The organism is Micromonospora sp. NPDC005367 (genome assembly GCF_040606825.1).
Lineage (GTDB): Bacteria > Actinomycetota > Actinomycetes > Mycobacteriales > Micromonosporaceae > Micromonospora.
In genome coordinates this window covers 120,242-138,788 of record NZ_JBEXFP010000006.1, presented here as the reverse complement: position 1 = coordinate 138,788, position 18,547 = coordinate 120,242, and the positions used below count along the sequence as shown (strand labels likewise).

Sequence of the window (18,547 nt, the reverse complement as noted above, 5' to 3'; positions counted from 1 at the left end):
CGGTTCGCAGCCCGGCCAGCCCGGTTCGCAGCCCGGCCAACCTGGTCCGCAGCCTGGTTACCCGGGCGCGCAGCCCGGCTGGGATCCGGCGGGTACGGGCGTCCGGCCCGGCTGGGATCCGAATTCGCCGACGCCCTGGAGTCCTTCTGGCGGCTACCCGCCTGCTCTGCCGGCTGGCGGCTACTCGCCTGTTCCGCCGGCCGGTGGCTATCCGCCCGCCGCGGCGCCCTACCCCGGTCAGACCTGGTACGGGTTGCCGGTATCCGGTTGGTACCCACCCGGCATCGACCCGAACGACCCGCTGGTGACGCCGCCCGGGGTCGGCCTCGGCGGCTGGTGGGAACGCTGCCTCGGCGCGGTGCGACGCGGTTGGCGCGTACTGCTGCCGCTCCTGCTGCTGACCCAGGTCCTGCCGGCGGTGGTGCTGTCGGTGATCAGTTTCGGGGTGGACCCGAGCGCGCGGTGGGAGGCCGCGGCCGCTCAGGATCCCACGAGGTTGCCGGACACCTTCGTGGGCGACGTGACCACCCTGCTCCTGGTGACGGTCGCCGGAAGCGTGCTGGTCGGGCTGGTGCAGTGCCTCGGTTGGGCGGCCGGTACGTGGGTGATCGCCCGCCAGGCGGCCGGTGAGCCGGCCGACCTGGGTAACGCCCTGCGCCACGGCGCGCGCCGGATGCTCGGGCTCTGGGGCTGGACGCTGCTGGCCGGTCTGGTCATCGCCGTGGGCCTCTGTTTCTGTGTCCTGCCCGGGATCTATCTCGCCGCCGCGCTGAGCCTCTTCGGTCCGGTCTACCTCTTCGAACGGGAGAACCCGCTGGGTCGCGCGTGGGGGATGTTCCACAAGCGGCTCGGCATGGTGCTCGGGCGGGTGCTGCTGGTGGTGGGGCTGGTGCTCGTCGTCAGCGTCGTCGCGGGTGGCGTGCAGACGGCGGCCAGCGCGCCGTTCGGCCTTGATCCGTTCAATTCCGCCGGTACGGCGATCGGTGTGATCTTGGTGCTGGCGGTCACCGGGCTGCTGACCCTGCCCGCGCAGCTCGTGCAACTGGTGGGGCTGGTGGTGACGTACGCCGAACAGCGCGCCCAGGAAGGCCCGGTGAACAGCGCGAGGCTGGCTGCGGAACTCGGCTGACGGGCTGGTGCTGCTTGCACTCGGCATGGGAGAGTGCTAAACAAGTTATTGGCACTCGCACACTGTGAGTGCCAAAGGTCGGGACGGTGGGGCTGCGGCCACATCGGCGGAACAAGCCGCTGGTGGGGACGTGGCCGGTCGTCGCGGGCTATCCGGCCCGGCCGAGGAGACGTCGTCGTCGCATGGTGGCGACGTTCCAAGGTGCGTACACCAGGCGGCCCATCCGGGACACACACTCGGGTGGCCCGTGAGTGTCCAGGAGGACAACGCCGTATGGCCAAGATGATCGCGTTCGACGAAGAGGCGCGCCGCGGCCTCGAGCGGGGCATGAACCAGCTCGCCGACGCCGTTAAGGTGACCCTCGGCCCCAAGGGCCGCAACGTTGTGCTCGAGAAGAAGTGGGGTGCCCCCACCATCACCAACGATGGTGTGAGCATCGCCAAGGAGATCGAGCTCGAGGACCCGTACGAGAAGATCGGCGCCGAGCTGGTCAAGGAGGTCGCGAAGAAGACCGACGACGTTGCCGGTGACGGCACGACGACGGCGACCGTCCTGGCCCAGGCCCTGGTCCGTGAGGGCCTGCGCAACGTGGCCGCCGGTGCCAACCCGATGGCCCTGAAGCGGGGCATCGAGGCCGCCGTGGCCAGCGTCTCGGAGGAGCTGCTGAAGCTCGCCAAGGACGTGGAGACCAAGGAGCAGATCGCCTCCACCGCCTCCATCTCGGCTGCTGACACCAGCGTCGGCGAGATCATTGCCGAGTCGATGGACAAGGTCGGCAAGGAAGGCGTCATCACCGTCGAGGAGAGCAACACCTTCGGCCTGGAGCTGGAGCTCACCGAGGGTATGCGCTTCGACAAGGGCTACATCTCCGCGTACTTCATGACCGACCCGGAGCGTATGGAGGCCGTCTTCGACGACCCGTACATCCTGATCGCCAACAGCAAGATCTCGTCGGTGAAGGACCTGCTCCCGATCCTCGAGAAGGTCATGCAGGGCGGCAAGCCGCTGCTGATCATCGCCGAGGACCTGGAGGGCGAGGCCCTCGCCACCCTGGTGGTTAACAAGGTCCGCGGCACCTTCAAGTCGGTCGCCGTCAAGGCGCCGGGCTTCGGTGACCGTCGCAAGGCCATGCTGACCGACATCGCCATCCTCACCGGTGGCCAGGTCATCAGCGAGGAGGTCGGCCTCAAGCTCGACGCCGCCCACCTCGACATGCTGGGCCGCGCCCGCAAGGTCGTGGTGACCAAGGACGAGACCACCATCGTCGACGGTGCCGGTGACCCCGAGCAGATCCAGGGCCGGGTGAACCAGATCCGGGCCGAGATCGAGAAGAGCGACTCCGACTACGACCGCGAGAAGCTGCAGGAGCGCCTGGCCAAGCTGGCCGGCGGTGTTGCGGTGATCAAGGTCGGCGCGGCCACCGAGGTCGAGCTGAAGGAGCGCAAGCACCGCATCGAGGACGCCGTTCGCAACGCGAAGGCCGCCGTCGAGGAGGGTGTCGTCCCGGGTGGTGGCGTCGCGCTGGTGCAGGCCGGCAAGACCGCCTTCGACAAGCTGGACCTGACCGGCGACGAGGCGACCGGCGCGCAGATCGTCAAGATCGCGCTGGACGCCCCGCTGCGGCAGATCGCCGTGAACGCCGGCCTCGAGGGTGGCGTGGTCGTCGAGCGCGTCCGCAACCTGGAGCCGGGCCACGGCCTCAACGCCGCCACCGGCGAGTACGTGGACCTGCTGGCCGCGGGCATCATCGACCCGGCCAAGGTGACCCGTTCGGCGCTGCAGAACGCGTCGTCGATCGCGGCGCTCTTCCTCACCACCGAGGCTGTCGTGGCGGACAAGCCGGAGAAGACCCCGGCCGCCCCGGCTGGCCCGGGTGGCGGGGAGATGGACTTCTAAGTCCTGAAGTTCCAGTCGGAAACGGGGCGGGTCGCGTCAGCGGCCCGCCCCGCTTCGTCGCCGGTTGGCCCTTCTCGACCTCCCCGCCTGCCGTCGGACCGCGAGTTCGGACGCGGTGGCGCTCACCGCGGTTCAGCTCGAAGAGGGCTCGGTGGCCCGGGCGCCGTCAGGTCGGCAGCGGTCGTTGGTTGCGCCGCTTGTGCACCCGGTCGTACGGAGCGCGCACCTTGATCGGCGCGTCCACCATCTCCAGCGGCTCGTCGGTCACCGGTTCGCCGGTGTCGGTCATCTCCGCGAGCTGCTCGGCGTCGCCGTAGTCCAGCCGGTCGATCGGGAGATGGCCGGGGAGATCGCCGACCGGCGTCCAGGTGACGGGCGCGATGTCGTCGCTCTCTTCGTCCGTGGTCATGGCTGCCTCCTCTACCGAAACGGTAGGGGGCGGCGCTGGTCGGTGAGGGCGAATGGCATTATCTGGGTCTATATCCCATTCGCCCTTTTATCAATTCTCGATCTGCTTCCGGTACAGGAAGAAGACGCGCTCAATCCGGGCGCCCGCGCTGCGCGAATAGAACGGTACGGGCCCGACCCAGCCGATCTGCGCCGAATCGTGCCCCGCCGCCCGCTGGTCGCGCAGGCACCGCCGCAGCAGCACCCCACCGATCCCCGAGCCCTCGGCCGCCGGAGTGGTACCCATCGGGCCGAACCAACTCGGCCGGGACGAGCCGTAAGCCGCGAAGGCGATCACCTCACCATCCCGTTCGGCCAGGTGGCAGCCGGCGCCGGAGCGGCCCACCGAGCCGGTCAGCTCGGCGTCCCAGGTCCCACCGAAGGTGGTGCGGGCGAGCTCGGTCAACGCCGGCAGGTCCGCCGGCTCCGCCTCGCGTACCGTCACGCCCTGACCGGCGAGGCGGCGCTCCGCGGCATCCGTGGACCGCGGCGCCGGCGAGTCGTCGTACGACAGGTCGGCCGTCATGTTCCACGCCGTCCGGTCCTGCTGGTAGCCGAGCGCGAGCGCGGCGCAGACCGCCGGGGTGTACCGGACGTCGATGCCCGGCCAGGCGTAGTACGGCGGGTTGCCGGCGAGCAGCACTTCCGCCGCGCCCAGCCCGGCGAGGCGCCGTTCCGCGCCGGCCAGCAGCGCCCGGGTGGCACCCCGGCGGCGGTGCTCCGGCGCGACCGCGACCAGGTCGACGTGCCCGAGCCGCTGGTCGGCCGCCGACATCGAGCCGATCAGCACCCCGACCAGGCCCGTCCCGCGGTACGCCCCCAGCGCGAACACAAGCCGGTCGGCCGCCGCCCGGGGCCAGAGCGCGTCCACGACGACGGCCGCCTCGGCCGCGTCCTCCGGCAGGTCCAGTGCTCCTTCGCAGAGCCGTACGACAGCCGGTGCCAGCTCGGGGGTCAGCTCGACGACGGTGATCTCTGCGTCCATGGTGGCCGACCCTAGATCACCGGGTACGGGTCAGCGCAAGAGCGCCGGCCCTTCGAATAAGAAGCGCTCAGCGGGCCGCACGCACGGCGGCGTACGCGTCGACCAGCCCGGCGCCGGTGATGTTGGCGTCCCCGCCGCACGCGTCCGACGGGTTGCGGGACCGGTAGGTCGGCCGCGCCGGTGCGGCGGTGTCCCGCAGCAGTTGCCGGGTCCGGGCCACGTCACCGATCAGCGCCGGGTTCGCCGACCACATCAACGCCACCACGCCGGCCACCTGCGGGGTCGCCATCGAGGTGCCGTCGAGGGTGGCGTACCCGCCGCCGGGCATCGCCGAACGCACCCCGACGCCCGGTGCCACCACGTCGGGCTTCGCGGCGCCGCCGGGTGCCGGTCCGCGCGAGGAAAACTCCGCGACCCGGTCCCGGTCGTCCACCGCCCCCACCGTCAGCACGTCCGGGTACGGCGCGGGCGGGTCGTCGACCGAGCCGCACCACGGTCCGGTGTTGCCGGCCGCGACGACCACGAAGATGCCGGCGGCGTCGAGTGCGGCGGTCGCCGGCCGGAGAACGCCCAGGTCGCAGCCTTCGATGCCGGGGCAGCCCCACGAGTTGGTGAGGATGTCCGGGGCCCGTTCGGGACGCCCGGCGGTGAACGGGTCACCACCGGCCGGGAACGGGGCGAGCATGAACTGGAGGCAGTCCAGGTAGTGAGCGGGGCTGCCCAGGTTGCGGGCCAGATTCACGCACCCCACCCACTGCGCGCCCGGAGCCACCCCGATGCCGCCGCGGCCGACGGCGCTGCCGAGCGTGTGCGTGCCGTGCCCGCCGGAGTCGGTGGGGGAGCGGGTGCCGTCCCACGGGTCGAACCAGGAGTCGTCGCCGCCCCGGAAGCCCTCGGCCAGGGCCGGGTGACGACCGTCCACGCCGGAGTCCGAACTGCCGACGACCACGCCGGCGCCGGTCACCCCGAGCTGCGTCCAGACCCGGTCGGCGCCGATCCGCCGGATGTTCCACTCCGGGCCGCTCGGGGTGGGGTCGGTTCCCCGGGCGGCGCGGGGCGGCGCGGGCAACGGACGCAGTCGCTGGCTCACCAGCACCCGGTCCACCTCGGGCCGGCCGGACAGCCACGCCCGCACCGCCGGTCCGCCGTCGACCTCGATCGCGTTCACCAGGTAGTACGACTTCGGGTGCACGTTCCGGCGGGTCAGCTCCCGGCGCAGGCCCGCCTGGGACCGGTCGGCCGTGTCGACCAGCCGCCGGTACACCTCGCGAGCCCGGGCGTCCCGGCCGGCCCGGCCCGGTGCGGCGGCGGGAAGGTTGCTCAGGTCGGCCTGCTGGCGCAGCACCACGAGCAGGCGTTCGCCGTACAGCCCGGGCTGCCCCGGGCCGAGGTCCACCGCGACGAGCGCCACCAGCAGCGCCACGGCGGTGATCGCGGCGGTCCGCCGGCTCGGGGTACGCCCGCTACGGCGGGCGAGCAGCACCCCGTACCCGGCGGCGAGGAGCAGCGCCACGGCGAGCCCGGCACCGGCGATGACCGCCACCCAGTACGGCACATCCCGGCTGCCGACCAGCAGCAGGCTGATCTCCTCCGGGTCGGCGAAGGCCAGCGGCCCGAACGCGGCGAGCCCGACGAGCCACCGGGTCGGAGCGGCGGACGCCACGCCGGCGGGCCCCCGGCGGCGGCCGGCGGCATGCAGGGCAGCCAACGCGAAACCGGTCGGGGGGAGGGTGAGCAGGGCCGGCAGTTGTGCGCCCGACTGGCCGGCCCCGGCGGCGAGCAGCAGCAGTGCCACGCCGGCGACCAAGCCGCCGACCAGCACCAGGCGGGCCGGCCGGGGCGGCTCGCCGACCGCGAACCGGGACCAGAAACCGGCGTCGAGGAGCGCCCCGGCCACCGCGCCGAGCGCCGCGGCCGCCAGCGCGGCGAGCACCGTCTCCAGCAGCCCGCCGAGCGCACCCAGCCACGCCCAGGGCAGCAGCAACGCGAGTCCGCCGGCGATCGCGAGCATCGTGACCGGCGCGGGCCGCAGCCCCCCGAGCGTCCTGCGGCGCGGCGCGGCGCCACCCGGGTCGACCCCAGCCGCAGGTACGGCCTCCGCCCGGCGGCGAGCGAGCCGGCCCAGGATCAGCGCGGCCAGCGCGGCGGTCACGGCGAACCCGGCGAGGTACGCCTCGTGATGCACCGGTGGGATCGCCCGCAGCAGCGTGAACGAGCCGAGCACGACCACGCCGGCCAGCCAGACCCGGCCGATGGCGCGCACCACACCCGAGCGGGGCAGCAGGGCGAGCAGCAGCGCGGGCGTACCGACCAGCAGCACGGTCAGCAGGCCCGCCACCGGCCAGAGCCAGCCGACCCGGTCCCGCCCGAAGCCGAGCAGCACCTGGTCGACCAGCCAGCCGCCGATCTGGGTCGGCGCGGTCACCGCGACGGTCCAGCAGCCGACCAGGACGGCCCCGACCACCGGCCAGGGCGAGGAACCGTTCGACGCGCGGGCGTCGGCCCACTGCGGGGGATGGGGCATTGAGAAACAGTACGACGGGCCGCCGCCCGCGGACCGGTACGGCTGCGGGTGACCCCCGGGCGCGCACCGGTCGGGCCGGCGGGGCGAGCCCCTGCGACGTGCCGCCGGATGTTCTCGGCGGTTACGGTGGACGGGTGCGCGACCCCAACGTCTCCCGATCCCTCGCCGGCCGGCTGTCGCCCGACCGTCGCAGCAGCGACCTGCGCAAACTTCGGGCGGAGCGGTTCGATGTGCTGGTGATCGGCGGTGGGGTGACCGGGGCGGGCGCTGCCCTGGACGCGGCCTCCCGAGGGCTGAAGGTGGCCCTGGTCGAGGCGCGCGATCTCGCCGCCGGCACCTCCAGCCGCTCCAGCAAGCTGATCCACGGCGGGCTGCGCTACCTGGAGCAGTTGGAGTTCCACCTGGTCCACGAGGCGCTCACCGAGCGTGGGCTGCTGGCCACCCGGCTGGCGCCGCACCTGGTCCGGCCGGTGCCGTTCCTGGTGCCGCTCCCCGCCGGTCGAGGCGTGCGGGACCTGCCGGGTCGGGTCTTCCGCCGCTCCTACTACGGCACCGGGGTGGCGACGTACGACGCGTTCGCCGGGATCTTCGGCACCGGTCGCGGCATGCCGCTGCACCGGCACCTGACCCGGGAGGGGGCCCGCCGGATCTTCCCGAGTCTGCGCGCCGACGTGCTCGCCGGGGCGATCCGCTACTACGACGGCCAGGTGGACGACGCCCGGCTGGTGGTGACCCTGGCCCGCACCGCGGCCAGCCTCGGTGCCACCGTGGTGAGCAGCGCCCGGGCGGTCGGCCTGATCCGGCAGGCGCGGGAGGTCACCGGGGTCCGCGTACGGGACATGGAGGCGCCGGGCGGCTCGCCGGACGCCGAGTTCGAGGTGCGGGCCCGTACCGTCATCGCCGCCACCGGTGTGTGGAGCGACGACATGGCGCGGATGTTGAACGACGTCGGGCTCCGGCCCGGCCTGCGCGTACGGGCCTCCAAGGGGGTGCACCTGGTGGTGCCCCGCTCGGCGATCACGGGCGAGACCGGCCTGATCCTGCGTACGGCCCGAAGTGTCCTCTTCGTCATCCCGTGGGGCGGTCACTGGATCATCGGTACCACCGACACCGACTGGCAGTTGGACCGCTCGCATCCGGCGGCGACCGCGAGCGACATCGACTACCTGCTCGATCAGGTCAACACGGTGCTGGACCGTCCACTCACCACGGCGGACATCGAGGGCGTGTACGCGGGGTTGCGCCCGCTGCTGGCGGGTGAGGCGGATTCCACCTCGAAACTCTCCCGCGAGCACGCGGTCGTCGAGCCGATGCTCGGGCTGCTGCTGGTGGCCGGCGGCAAGTACACCACGTACCGCGTGATGGCCTCGGACGTGGTGAACCGGGCCGCGCGGCGCCTCGGTGGGGTACGCCCGTCGCGCACCGCAGACCTGCCGTTGCTGGGCGCCGACGGGTACACCGCGATGTGGCGGGACCGGGCCGACCTGGCGCGGCGACACGGCGTGCCGGTCGGCGTGGTGGAGCATCTGCTGGAGCGGTACGGCACCCTCACCCTGGACGTCCTCGCGCTGATCGATGCCGAGCCGCTGCTCGGCATCCCGCTGGCCGGAGCGCCGGAGTACCTGGCCGCCGAGGTCACGTACGCGGCCCGGGCCGAAGGGGCGCTGCACCTGGAGGACGTGCTCACCCGGCGTACCCGGATCTCGATCGAGACCAGTCACCGGGGCGTCGAGTCGGCGGAGCACGCGGCGGAGTTGATGGGCGCGGTACTCGGCTGGGACGCGGCGCGCCGGGCCCGCGAGGTGGAGCACTACCGGGCCCGGGTCGAGGCGGAGCGGGAGTCCCAGCTGATGCCGGACGACGTCGCGGCCGACGCGGTCCGACTCGGCGCGCCGGACGTGCGCGGTTACGCCGCCGACCGGGGCGGCGACGGCGACCCGGCGGAGCTGCCCTCCAGCTGACCGCCGCCGACGGCCCGTAAGCTACCGAGCTGTAGGGCTACCAGGCACAACCGGCGGTGCTGTAGCTTCCGGCGAGTGTCACGCCGTTCCCGTTCCCGTCTGCTCGCTCCTCTCCTCAGCGCGGTGCTGGTCGCCACGTTGACCGGCTGCACCCTCGTCCACGCGTCCACAGAGGAGCCGGTGCCCGCGACGGACGATCCGGCCAGCGCGCTACCGGAGCCGGGTGCCCCGACGACCGTGGGGGACGGCCAGGTGAGCCTCTTCCAGAAGCTCGGCGAGTACGGCCCGCTGCGCACCCTCCAGGTCGAGCGGGACGGCGTCTGGAAGTGCCTCGACTGCGCCGGGGACGGGGTGAACTCCACCGGCAGCCTCGCTCCGGAGCAGGTGAACCGGTTGCAGCAGCTCCTCACCGACCCGGCGCTCGCCACGGAGACCGACCAGGCACGGCGCTACCGGTCCACCTGCATCGACGCGCTGACCTCCAGCCTGCTCACCGCCGTCGGGTCGATCACCACCGAGGACTGCCCCGGGGTGGAGGATCCACGGATCGCCGGCGAGATCCTCCTGCTGCTCACCCAGGCCACACCGGCCGAGCTGAAGGGCTGACGCCGGAGGCTCAGAGCACCTTGCCGGGGTTCAGCAGCCCGGTCGGGTCCAGCGCAGCCTTGATCGCCTGGTGCACGCGTACGCCCACCGGCCCGATCTCGCGCGCCAGCCACTCCCGCTTGAGCAGGCCCACCCCGTGTTCCCCGGTGCAGGTGCCGCCGAGTTCCAGCCCGAGCCGCATGATCTCGTCGAAGGCGCGCCGGCCGCGTTCCAGGCTGGCCGGGTCGGCGCGGTCCACCACGATGTTCGGGTGCATGTTGCCGTCCCCGGCGTGCCCCACCACGCCGATCGGCACGTCGCACTCCGCCGCGATCCGGGACAGCCCGTCGAGCAGCGCGGCGAGCGAGCCGCGAGGCACCGCCACGTCATCGATGACCAGGCCGCCGTTGCCACCCGGGTACGCGTCCGCGGCGAACTTCTCCATCGCGGGGTGAGCGAGCCGACGGGCCTGGAGCAGGGCGGCCGCCTCGACCGCGTCGGTGGCGGCGTAGACCTCATCGGCACCGGCCGCCTCGCACACCTCCGCCAGCGCGGCCAGGTCGTCCGCGGCCCGGGTGCCGGTGTCGGCGGCGGCCAGCAGCAGCGCCTGGGCGTCGGTACGCAGGCCCATCGGCTGGTACGCCTCGATGGCCCGCAGGTGGGTCTGGTCCAGCAGTTCCAGCAGGCTCGGGCTGAGCCCGCGGGCGGCGATCTCGGCCACCGCCGCGCCCGCGGTCGCCGTGGTGGGGAAGACCGCGACCAGGGTGAGCGACTCCGCCGGGGCCGGGCGCAGCGCGACCGTCACCTCGGTGACCACGCCGAGGGTGCCCTCCGAGCCGACGAAGAGCCTGGTGAGGTCGTACCCGGCCACGCCCTTCGCCGTCCGCCGGCCGGTACGCAGCACCTCGCCGGAGGCGAGCACCACCTCCAGGCCGAGCACGTACTCGGTGGTCACGCCGTACTTCACGCAGCACATGCCGCCGGCGTTGGTGGCGACGTTGCCGCCGATGGTGGAGGACTCCCAGGAGCCCGGGTCCGGCGGGTACCAGAGTCCCTGCTTCGCCACCGCGGCGGCCAGCGTCGCGTTCACCACGCCCGGCTGCACCACCGCGATCCGGCTCACCGGGTCGATCTCCCGGATCTCGTTCATGGCGACGGTGCTGAGCACCACCGCGCCGTCCACCGCGTTCGCGGCGCCCGCCAGGCCGGTACGGGCTCCCTGCGGCACCACCGGTACCCCGTGCCGGGCGGCGGCCCGGACCACGGCCACCACCTCCTCGGTGCTGCGCGGGCGGGTGACGACCAACGGGGTGCCGGCGACGCAGAGGTCGGCTTCGTCGCGTTCGTGCGTCCGGAGCAGGTCCGGGTCGGTCAGCACGGCGCTCTCGCCGAGGGCGGCACGCAGTTCGTCGATGAGGGGGGATCCGGCCATGCAGGAGAGGCTAGGTGCCCGTACGCCGTTCATCAACATGATCCACTGCGGTGCGGGCATGCGTCGTCTTCAGGATCGGTCACCGGGCCGCCCCGGATCGCCGCCTGGCCCTCGTGCGACACCGCCGGCGTTCCCGGACCCCGCGCTAGGTTTACGGCCATGCTCTACCTGGATCGGCCCGCCTGGCCGTCGCGCGGCCGACTCTGGTCCCATCTGATCAGCGACGTCTCCTACGCGGAACTGCACGCGTTTGCCGAGGCGCTCGGTGCGCCCCGGCGTGGCTTCGACCGGGACCACTACGACATCCCGGCCGACCGGTTCCCGGTGGCCGTCTGGCTCGGTGCCCGGGTGGTGCCCAGCCGCGAGCTGGTCCGGCTGCTCCGCGGTGCCGGGCTGCGCCGGCCGAAGCACCTGGTGCGGGCGGCGCAGGCCGGCGATTCCGCTACGCCGGAGCGGATCCCGGGGTGGTCAGGGCCGTCAGTTCGCGGCGCAGGTTCGCCCGTGCCGGCTGCTCCCAACGGCGGGCCAGCGGCGGTGACCGGAACAGCGCGGGCAGGCCGAGCAGCCCGTTGAGCACCCGTGCCCTGCCGATCCGGAAGTCCGGTTCGGGCACGTGTGCGTATTCGCGCCGCACCGCCCCCGCGTACCGTTCGTACGCCGCGGGAGGCGCGGCCAGCACCGCGAGGTCGGCGTCGCAGAGCAGGGCGCCGTCGGCGTCCCCGGCGTCGACCAGGTGCCCGGCCGTGAGCAGCACCAGCCGGCGGACCTCCGCCACCGCGTGAGGCGCCAGCCCGAGGCCGGTGAGCAGCCGGACGGCCAGTTCGGCGCTGTCCTGCTCGTTCGCGTCGCTGCCGGCGCGTGGGTCGTAGACCGCGTCGTGACACCAGGCGGCCAGCCGGACCAGATCCGGTCGTACGGCCAGCTCGGCGTGCCGATCGACCACGTCGAGCACCGCGCGCAGGTGGTCGACGGTGTGGTAGTGCCGGTGCGGCTCCCGCCACCGGTGTATCAGCTCTTCGCCGGCGTCGGTCAGCCCGGCCGGGCCGGTCGCCCCGGCGCCCCGGGCCGCCGCCCGCCACCGTTCGAGTAGGTCGGCCACCCGACGAGTCTGCCCCAGCCGGGAACGATGCGGAAGCGAGGATTCACCCGGCACACCTCGGGTAGTAGCGGACATGGCGGCGACTCGGGAGCGTGGACGGATCAGGCGTGTGCGCCCTCGGGAGCTGGTCGCCGACGTCGACAGCGCGCGTATCGCCGACGCGATGGAGCAGGTCCGCCACATTAGCAAGGCGACCCTGCACGATCGGCTGCACCGGGTCCGGATGGCCGCCGGGCTGGCCGTGCAGGCCGGGCTGGCGGCCCTGTTGGCGTACCTGGTGTCGCACCGGCTGCTCGGCAACCCGCAGCCGGTCTTCGCTCCCATCTCGGCGGTCGGCACCCTGGCGGCCTCCGTCGGCCAGCGGTTCCGGCGCACGGTGGAGCTGATCGTCGGGGTGGCCATCGGGGTGGCGATCGGCGACGGTCTGGTCTACGTCCTCGGCACCGGGGCCTGGCAGCTCGGCCTCGTGGTCACCGCGGCCATCCTGCTGACGATCTTCGCGGGCGCGAGCGTGGCGATCGTGATCCAGGCGGCGGCCACCGCCGTACTGATCGTGACGCTGAGCCCCTCCACGATGAACCTGGAGATACCTCGGTTCGTCGACGCCTTCCTCGGCGGCGGGGTGGCGTTGCTGGTGACCGCGGTCCTGCTGCCGCTGAACCCGCTCCGAGTGCTCAACCGGGCCGCCCGGCCGGCGCTCGATCTGCTCGCCTCCCAGCTCGACGCCACCGCCGAGGGCCTGCGGAACCGGGATCGCGCCCGAGTGCAACGGGCCCTGGACCGGCTCCGTGACAACAAGTCGGAGCTGGCCACCTTCGTCGAGGCGATCGACGGGGCGAAGGAGACCGCGACCCTGTCCCCGGCTCGGTGGCACCGCCGCAACGAGTTGACCCACTACGCGGAGGCGGCCGACCCGATCGACCGGGCGATGCGCAACAGCGGCACACTCATCCGCCGCGCGGTGACCCTGATCGAGGACGAGGAGCCGGTCCCCGAACCGATGTCGGACGCCGTCGACCACCTCGCGGAGGCGGTGCGCCTGCTCAGACACGAGTTCGCCGTCGGCGACGAGCCTCAGCAGGCCCGGGAGCGGTCGCTGCGCGCGGTCAGCGAGGCCGGCCGGGCGTACGACGAAGGGGTGGGTTTCTCCGGCAGCGTGGTCGTGGCCCAGGTCCGCACGGCGGCGAGTGACCTGCTGGTCGCCTCCGGCATCGAGCAGGAGGAGGCGAACCGGCTGATCCGGCAGTCCTTCGGCGAACACAACACGCCCCCCGGCGCCCGCCCCGAACCGGATGGCGGACGGCCGAAACCCCCCACCGCGCCTCCGGTCGGCTGACCCGCCGGCCGGGCACATGGTGTGCCAGGCCGGCCGTGCCCGTGGGCCGGTGACCGACCGGCGGTCCGCCGCCGGGCGTTCAGGCGAACGTGGCGAGGGCCGCGAGCAGCCGGTCGACGTGCTCCTCCGTGCTGCCCAGCCCGATGCTGGCCCGCAACGCGGTCGGCGGCAGGTCCCGCCGTCCGGCGCGGGTGGCCGCCTCGATGAGCAGTCGCTGGGCGAGCGGGTGGGCGCAGAACAACCCGTCGCGTACCCCAATGGCGTGTTCCCGGGCCAGCTCGGCGGCCACGTCGGAGGAGTCCCGCCCCGCCACCACGAAGGAGACGATGCCCACCCGGGGCGCGTCGGGACCGAAGGTGCGCAGCTCCACGACGTGCGGCAGCGCCGCGATGCCGTCGCGCAGCCGGCCGAGCAGGCGCTGCTCCCGGTCGTGCAGCGCCGCACGGTCCGCGTCCGCGAGGGCGTCGCACACGGCGGCCAGCGCGACCGCGCCGAGCAGGTTGGGGGTTCCGCCCTCGTGCCGGGCCGGCCCGACCGCCCAGGTGACCTCGTGGGTGGCCGCCCCGACCCGGGCCGTGGCGCCACCGCCGGCCAGGTACGGCTGCGCGTCGTCGAGCCAGTCCGCCCGGCCGATCAGCGCCCCGGCCCCGAACGGGGCGTAGAGCTTGTGGCCGGAGACGGCGAGATAGTCGACGTCCAGCGCCAGCAGGTCGACCGGTGCGTGTGGGGCGAGCTGCGCGGCGTCCAGGGCGATCCGGGCCCCGTGGCGCCGGGCCACCCGGGCCAGCTCGGCCACCGGCCAGCGCTCGCCGGTCACGTTGCTCGCCCCGGTGACCGCCACCAGTACCGGCAGCCCGGGCTGCGCCGCCCGGCGCAGCTCGGTGAGCGCCGCGTCCAGGGCACGTACCGCCTCGCCCGGGTCCGCGGGCACGGGCAGCCGGACCGAGCCGCGCGGCCAGGGCAGCAGGTTCGCGTGGTGCTCGCCGCCGAAGGTGACCACGGTGGTGCCGGCGGGCAACGCCCGGGCCAGCAGGTTCAGCGCGTCCGTCGTGTTGCGAGTGAAGATCACATGGTCTTCGGCCCGAGCGCCGAAGAAGTCACCCACCGTCTGCCGGGCCCGCTCGTAGGCGAGCGTGCAGCGGCGGGAGAGGGCCCCGGCGCCGCGGTGCACGCTCGCGTACCACGGAAGCAGCGCGGCCACCGCGTCGGCCGCGACCCGCGCGCACGGCGCGGTGGCGGCGTAGTCGAGGTTGATCTCATCCGGTACGCCGAGCACGGCGAGCGGCTCGGTCCCGGCCGGAGCGGCCGGCGCGGTGGCGATCGGGGATACGAGGGTGACGGACACGCGGGAACCTCCCGGGCCAGGGACCCCGGGGCGACGTCGGGACGGGGTCCGCGCTTGCCCGGCACGCGGATCGGGCCGGGCCCGGTCATCACCCGGGGCACCCCACCGCGAACTCGACGAGGGTTGCCGGCCAGCAAGCCGGGGCTTGACGCTGGCGCTCGTGACCTGTCGGCAGCATAGCGGCTGCCGATGCGCCAGAACCACCCGCCCGGCGGTGGCTAGGCTGACCGCATGGCCGACACCCCGCCCGGCAGCGCGCCGCCGTCGCCGTCCGTTCCGCCCGGTCCCGGTGCCGCGCTCCGGATGCCGCTGCGCCGGCTGGGCTGGCGGCGGTTCCTGGTGCTCGCCGGGCTGGTGCTCCTCATCGCGGCGTGCGCGGTCTTCATGGTCTACACGATCGGCGAGAACATCGGCGTGCAGGCGCTGCTGATCGGTACGGTCGCCGCCCTCCTGCCGGTGCCCGTGCTGGTCGCCTGCTTCCTCTGGCTCGACCGGTACGAGCCCGAGCCGCTGAAGTACCTCATCTTCTGTTTCACCTGGGGTGCGTTCGTCGCCACCGCCGCCGCGCTGACGGTGAACGACTTCGCGGCCGGCCAGCTCGCCCACGCGAAACTGCCGGCCGCGCTCACCGGAGTGCTGGTCGCACCCTTCGTCGAGGAGTCGACGAAGGCCCTCGGGCCGATCCTGCTGCTGGTGTTCCGGCGACGGGAGTGGTCGGGGATCACCGACGGGCTGGTCTACTGCGGGCTCTCGGCGGTCGGCTTCGCGATGGTGGAGAACATCCTCTACCTCGGCGGGTACGGCTTCGCGACAGGTGTCGACAGGTACGGGCCGGCGACGGGGGCACAGCAGGTCATCGCCATCTTCATCGTCCGGATCCTGCTGTTCGGGTTCGCCCATCCGCTCTTCACCTCGATGACCGGTGTCGGATTGGGCATCGCCGCCCGTACGGCCGACCGTCGGGTCCGGGTGCTCGCCCCCGTCGCGGGGCTGCTGGTGGCCATGATGCTGCACGGCACGTGGAACCTGCTGCCGACGCTCAGCCAGGCCACCAACCAGCCGCTGATCATGCTGTACGGCTTCATCGGCCTGATGGTGCCGATCTTCTTCGGCATGGTCGGGCTGGCCGTCTGGCTGCGCGCCTGGGAGGGGCGGCTCACCGAGCGCAGGCTGCCGGACTACGTCCGGGCCGGCTGGTTGAGCCCACCCGAGGTGGCGGCGCTGAGCAGTCTCGGCCGTCGGCACGCGGCCCGCGCCTGGGCGCGACGGGTGGCCGGGGACGCCGGGGTGAAGGCGATGCGCGGCTACCAGTTCGCGGCCACCCGGCTGGCGCTGTTGCGCGACGGGTCGCTGCGCGGCCTCGACCGGAAGGCGGCGGATCAGGAGCGGACCGCCCGGGAGGAGCGGGAGCTGCTGGAGTCGATCACGGCGTACCGCTCGTTCTTCGTCGGCCGGGACCCGCAGGCGCCCGCCGGGGTGTGGGACGGAAACCGCTACCACCTGCGTTTTCCGGACGGCTCCCAGCGGAGCGTGAACGCGCCGGACGAGCCGGTGGTGCCGATCCCGGTGGTGTTGGGCGGGCCACCACCCGCGCCCGCGCCGCCCGGCTGGCACGTGCCGCAGCCCGGCCCGCCCTGGCACGCCTGACCGGGCGGCGCCGGAGTGCGAGCCGGTGCCGACCGGTCCGGATACTCGGGCGGGCCGGCGCGGGTCGCCGGGCGGGTCAGGTCATCAGGCTGGTGAGGAAGTCACCGAGTCCCTGGAACATGGCCACCAGTCCCGCCCCGATCGCCTTGAAGATGTTCGCCGCGCCGTCCGGCCGGAACGCCATGAAGTAGATCAGGAACGCGATGAAGCCCCAGAACAGCAGCTTCCTGATCCATTCGGGCATCGTCCCTCCCCAGGGCCGGTGGTGCGGGCTGGCTTCCCGGCGGGGAGCGGTGCAAACGGCGTCCGTGCGGTCGGCGGCGGGAAAGCCGGCACCGTCCGGCGCCGGTCCGCGGGGAGCGGGCTAGAGGTAGAGCCCGGTGGCGTCGACCTCCACCCGCTCGGCGGCGACCGCGTGTACGTCCCGCTCGCGCAGCAGCACGTAGCCGCGCCCGTGCAGTTCGACCTCCGACCGGTCGTCGGGGTCGAAGAGGACCCGGTCGCCGGAGACGATGGAACGGACGTTCGGACCCACCCCGACGGCGGTGGCCCAGGCCAGACGCTTGCCCACCGCCGCGGTCGCCGGGATCACGATGCCGGCGCTGGAGCGGCGCTCGCCCTCGCTTCCCTCCAACTTGACCAGCACGCGGTCGTGCAGCATGCGGATGGGCAGGCCGGAGTCGAGATCGTTGTCGGCGGTCACGTCGCAGACGCTACCGTGTCGCCCCCGCTCCTCGACCGGTGGTTACCGTCACGGTGGCCAGGGCAATGTCGCACAAGGGGCCTATGGTGACGAGCGTCGGCGTATGCTGTCCGACCTGTCACCGTGGGCGGACCGGCCGTCTTGCCAGGAGGTGCGCTTGAGCCGCTTCGAGCGGGTACGCGACCGGTTCCGTCGTGCGTACGAGACGGCGCGGTCGTCCAGACGATCCGCGCAGGCCGCCTCCGGCGACGTTCCCGCCGAGGCCGGCCTGGCCTCGCCGGCGTCGCCGGGCCCGATGGCGCCACCGGCGGCGACGGTGGTCGACGAGGAACTGCCACCGCCCCCGCCGCCGAGCACCACCAGCCGGGACGACGCCGAGGTGCCCCACGCGCTGCGCATCGCCGCCGCCTGGTCGTGGCGCCTGATCGTGATCGGCCTGGTCGCCTGGGCGCTGCTGAGGATCGTCGGCACGATCCGCATCGTGATCATTCCGCTCGCCATCGCGCTGCTGCTGTCGGCGCTGCTGGCACCTGCGGTGGGTTGGCTGCTGCGGGTCCGCTTCCCCCGGTCGCTGGCGACCGGGGTGGTGCTGGTCGGCGGCCTGGCCGCGGTGGTCGGCACGCTGACCCTGGTGGTGAACGAGTTCATCAAGGGTGTGCCGGAGCTGAGCGAGAAGTCCTCGCAGGGTGTCCGGCAGATTCAGGAGTGGCTGAAGACCGGCCCGCTGCACGTCTCCGACAGCCAGCTGGATCGCTACATCGAGGAGGGTCAGAAGTGGGTCAGTGAGAACACCGGCCGGTTCACGGATGCGGCCACCACCATCTCGGGCACCGTCGCCGAGGTGGTCACCGGCCTGCTGCTGGTGCTCTTCGCCACGTTCTTCTTCCTGCGTGACGGCAACCGGATCTGGCGCTTCCTGGTGCGGCTGCTGCCCGTGGCCGCCCGCTGGCGGGTGGACGACGCCGGCCGCGCCGCCTGGGGGACGCTGGTCGCCTACGTACGGGCCACCGTGCTGGTCGCCTTCATCGACGCCGTCGGCATCGGCATCTTCCTGGTCATCTTCGACATCCCGTTCGCCTTCCCGCTCGCCGCGCTCGTCTTCCTGGGGGCGTTCATCCCGATCGTCGGGGCGGCGCTCTCGGGCGGGGTCGCCGTGCTGGTCGCGCTCGTCGACAGCGGCCCGGTGACCGCGCTGATCATCCTCGGCGTGGTGATCGGCGTGCAGCAGGTGGAGGGGCACGTGCTCCAGCCACTGATCATGGGTCGTGCGGTGGCCATCCACCCACTCGCGGTGATCATCGGTATCGCCGCCGGCGTGGTGCTCGCCGGGATCACCGGCGCGCTGGTCGCCGTACCGCTGATCGCGGTCCTGAACACGGCCATCCGCCGGCTCGCCGCTCGTACCGTGCCGGCGACCCCGCCGGACGCCGTGGTGGTCGCCTCGCAGACCCCCTGACC

At 73.3% G+C, this 18,547-nt stretch carries 15 protein-coding genes, 1 pseudogene and 1 riboswitch; of the genes and pseudogenes, 8 read left to right on the top strand and 8 right to left on the bottom strand.

Annotated elements, in window-relative coordinates:
* Together ABZS42_RS07020 and groL are read left to right on the top strand one after the other, a co-directional pair.
* Window positions 1-1,129 (top strand): hypothetical protein (locus ABZS42_RS07020; RefSeq protein WP_355143012.1); only part of this gene is annotated, 1,129 nt, incomplete at its 5' end.
* Window positions 1,130-1,402: 273 nt separating this feature from the next.
* A complete protein-coding gene (gene groL, locus ABZS42_RS07015) occupies window positions 1,403-3,025 on the top strand; it encodes a chaperonin GroEL (RefSeq protein ID WP_355143011.1) in 1,623 nt (540 codons plus the stop codon).
* Window positions 3,026-3,191: 166 nt separating this feature from the next.
* On the opposite strand, the gene ABZS42_RS07010 is transcribed toward groL, so the two are convergent.
* From ABZS42_RS07010 to ABZS42_RS07000, 3 genes are all read right to left on the bottom strand, one after another.
* Window positions 3,192-3,434 carry a hypothetical protein gene (locus tag ABZS42_RS07010; RefSeq protein WP_355143010.1) on the bottom strand — a complete coding sequence of 81 codons (243 nt, stop codon included), beginning with the start codon at window positions 3,432-3,434 and terminating at the stop codon, window positions 3,192-3,194.
* A gap of 90 nt (window positions 3,435-3,524) precedes the next feature.
* On the bottom strand, window positions 3,525-4,457 hold the full coding sequence (locus ABZS42_RS07005; RefSeq protein WP_355143009.1) for a GNAT family N-acetyltransferase: 933 nt from the start codon (window positions 4,455-4,457) through the stop codon (window positions 3,525-3,527).
* 67 nt (window positions 4,458-4,524) lie between these two features.
* Window positions 4,525-6,981: a S8 family serine peptidase gene (locus tag ABZS42_RS07000; protein WP_355143008.1), complete on the bottom strand. Its 2,457-nt coding sequence runs from the start codon at window positions 6,979-6,981 to the stop codon at window positions 4,525-4,527.
* A 134-nt stretch (window positions 6,982-7,115) separates the two neighbouring features.
* On the opposite strand from ABZS42_RS07000, the gene ABZS42_RS06995 reads away from it, so the two are divergent.
* Window positions 7,116-8,942: a glycerol-3-phosphate dehydrogenase/oxidase gene (locus tag ABZS42_RS06995; RefSeq protein WP_355143007.1), complete on the top strand. Its 1,827-nt coding sequence runs from the start codon at window positions 7,116-7,118 to the stop codon at window positions 8,940-8,942.
* Between the two features lie 75 nt (window positions 8,943-9,017).
* Window positions 9,018-9,548, top strand: a complete 531-nt coding sequence (locus tag ABZS42_RS06990) for a hypothetical protein (RefSeq protein WP_355143006.1) — start codon at window positions 9,018-9,020, stop codon at window positions 9,546-9,548.
* 10 nt (window positions 9,549-9,558) lie between these two features.
* Here the strand turns inward: ABZS42_RS06990 and ABZS42_RS06985 are convergent, their stop codons facing one another.
* The gene (locus ABZS42_RS06985) at window positions 9,559-10,959 is read right to left on the bottom strand and encodes an FAD-linked oxidase C-terminal domain-containing protein (RefSeq protein ID WP_355143005.1); all 1,401 of its coding nucleotides are present in this window, start codon (window positions 10,957-10,959) and stop codon (window positions 9,559-9,561) included.
* Between the two features lie 159 nt (window positions 10,960-11,118).
* Here ABZS42_RS06985 and ABZS42_RS06980 point away from each other — a divergent pair.
* Window positions 11,119-11,331 (top strand): annotated as a pseudogene (locus ABZS42_RS06980) (DUF4031 domain-containing protein); the annotation flags it as partial.
* A 70-nt stretch (window positions 11,332-11,401) separates the two neighbouring features.
* Here ABZS42_RS06980 and ABZS42_RS06975 read toward each other — a convergent pair.
* Window positions 11,402-12,058, bottom strand: coding sequence for a metal-dependent phosphohydrolase (locus tag ABZS42_RS06975; protein WP_355143004.1), 657 nt, complete (start codon window positions 12,056-12,058; stop codon window positions 11,402-11,404).
* Window positions 12,059-12,131: 73 nt separating this feature from the next.
* Between ABZS42_RS06975 and ABZS42_RS06970 the strand changes: the two genes are divergently transcribed.
* Window positions 12,132-13,394, top strand: a complete 1,263-nt coding sequence (locus tag ABZS42_RS06970; protein WP_355143003.1) for an FUSC family protein — start codon at window positions 12,132-12,134, stop codon at window positions 13,392-13,394.
* Between the two features lie 79 nt (window positions 13,395-13,473).
* Here the strand turns inward: ABZS42_RS06970 and ABZS42_RS06965 are convergent, their stop codons facing one another.
* A complete protein-coding gene (locus ABZS42_RS06965; RefSeq protein ID WP_355143002.1) occupies window positions 13,474-14,739 on the bottom strand; it encodes an aminotransferase class V-fold PLP-dependent enzyme in 1,266 nt (421 codons plus the stop codon).
* 45 nt (window positions 14,740-14,784) lie between these two features.
* Window positions 14,785-14,905: riboswitch (SAM riboswitch) on the bottom strand.
* Between the two features lie 65 nt (window positions 14,906-14,970).
* On the opposite strand from ABZS42_RS06965, the gene ABZS42_RS06960 reads away from it, so the two are divergent.
* The gene (locus ABZS42_RS06960) at window positions 14,971-16,386 is read left to right on the top strand and encodes a PrsW family intramembrane metalloprotease (RefSeq protein WP_355143001.1); all 1,416 of its coding nucleotides are present in this window, start codon (window positions 14,971-14,973) and stop codon (window positions 16,384-16,386) included.
* Window positions 16,387-16,462: 76 nt separating this feature from the next.
* Here ABZS42_RS06960 and ABZS42_RS06955 read toward each other — a convergent pair whose 3' ends face one another.
* On the bottom strand, window positions 16,463-16,630 hold the full coding sequence (locus ABZS42_RS06955) for a hypothetical protein (RefSeq protein WP_165947321.1): 168 nt from the start codon (window positions 16,628-16,630) through the stop codon (window positions 16,463-16,465).
* Window positions 16,631-16,750: 120 nt separating this feature from the next.
* Window positions 16,751-17,089 carry a co-chaperone GroES gene (locus tag ABZS42_RS06950; protein ID WP_355143000.1) on the bottom strand — a complete coding sequence of 113 codons (339 nt, stop codon included), beginning with the start codon at window positions 17,087-17,089 and terminating at the stop codon, window positions 16,751-16,753.
* Window positions 17,090-17,192: 103 nt separating this feature from the next.
* Between ABZS42_RS06950 and ABZS42_RS06945 the strand changes: the two genes are divergently transcribed.
* Window positions 17,193-18,545 carry an AI-2E family transporter gene (locus ABZS42_RS06945; RefSeq protein ID WP_355142999.1) on the top strand — a complete coding sequence of 451 codons (1,353 nt, stop codon included), beginning with the start codon at window positions 17,193-17,195 and terminating at the stop codon, window positions 18,543-18,545.
* The last annotated feature ends 2 nt before the right edge of the window (window positions 18,546-18,547 follow it).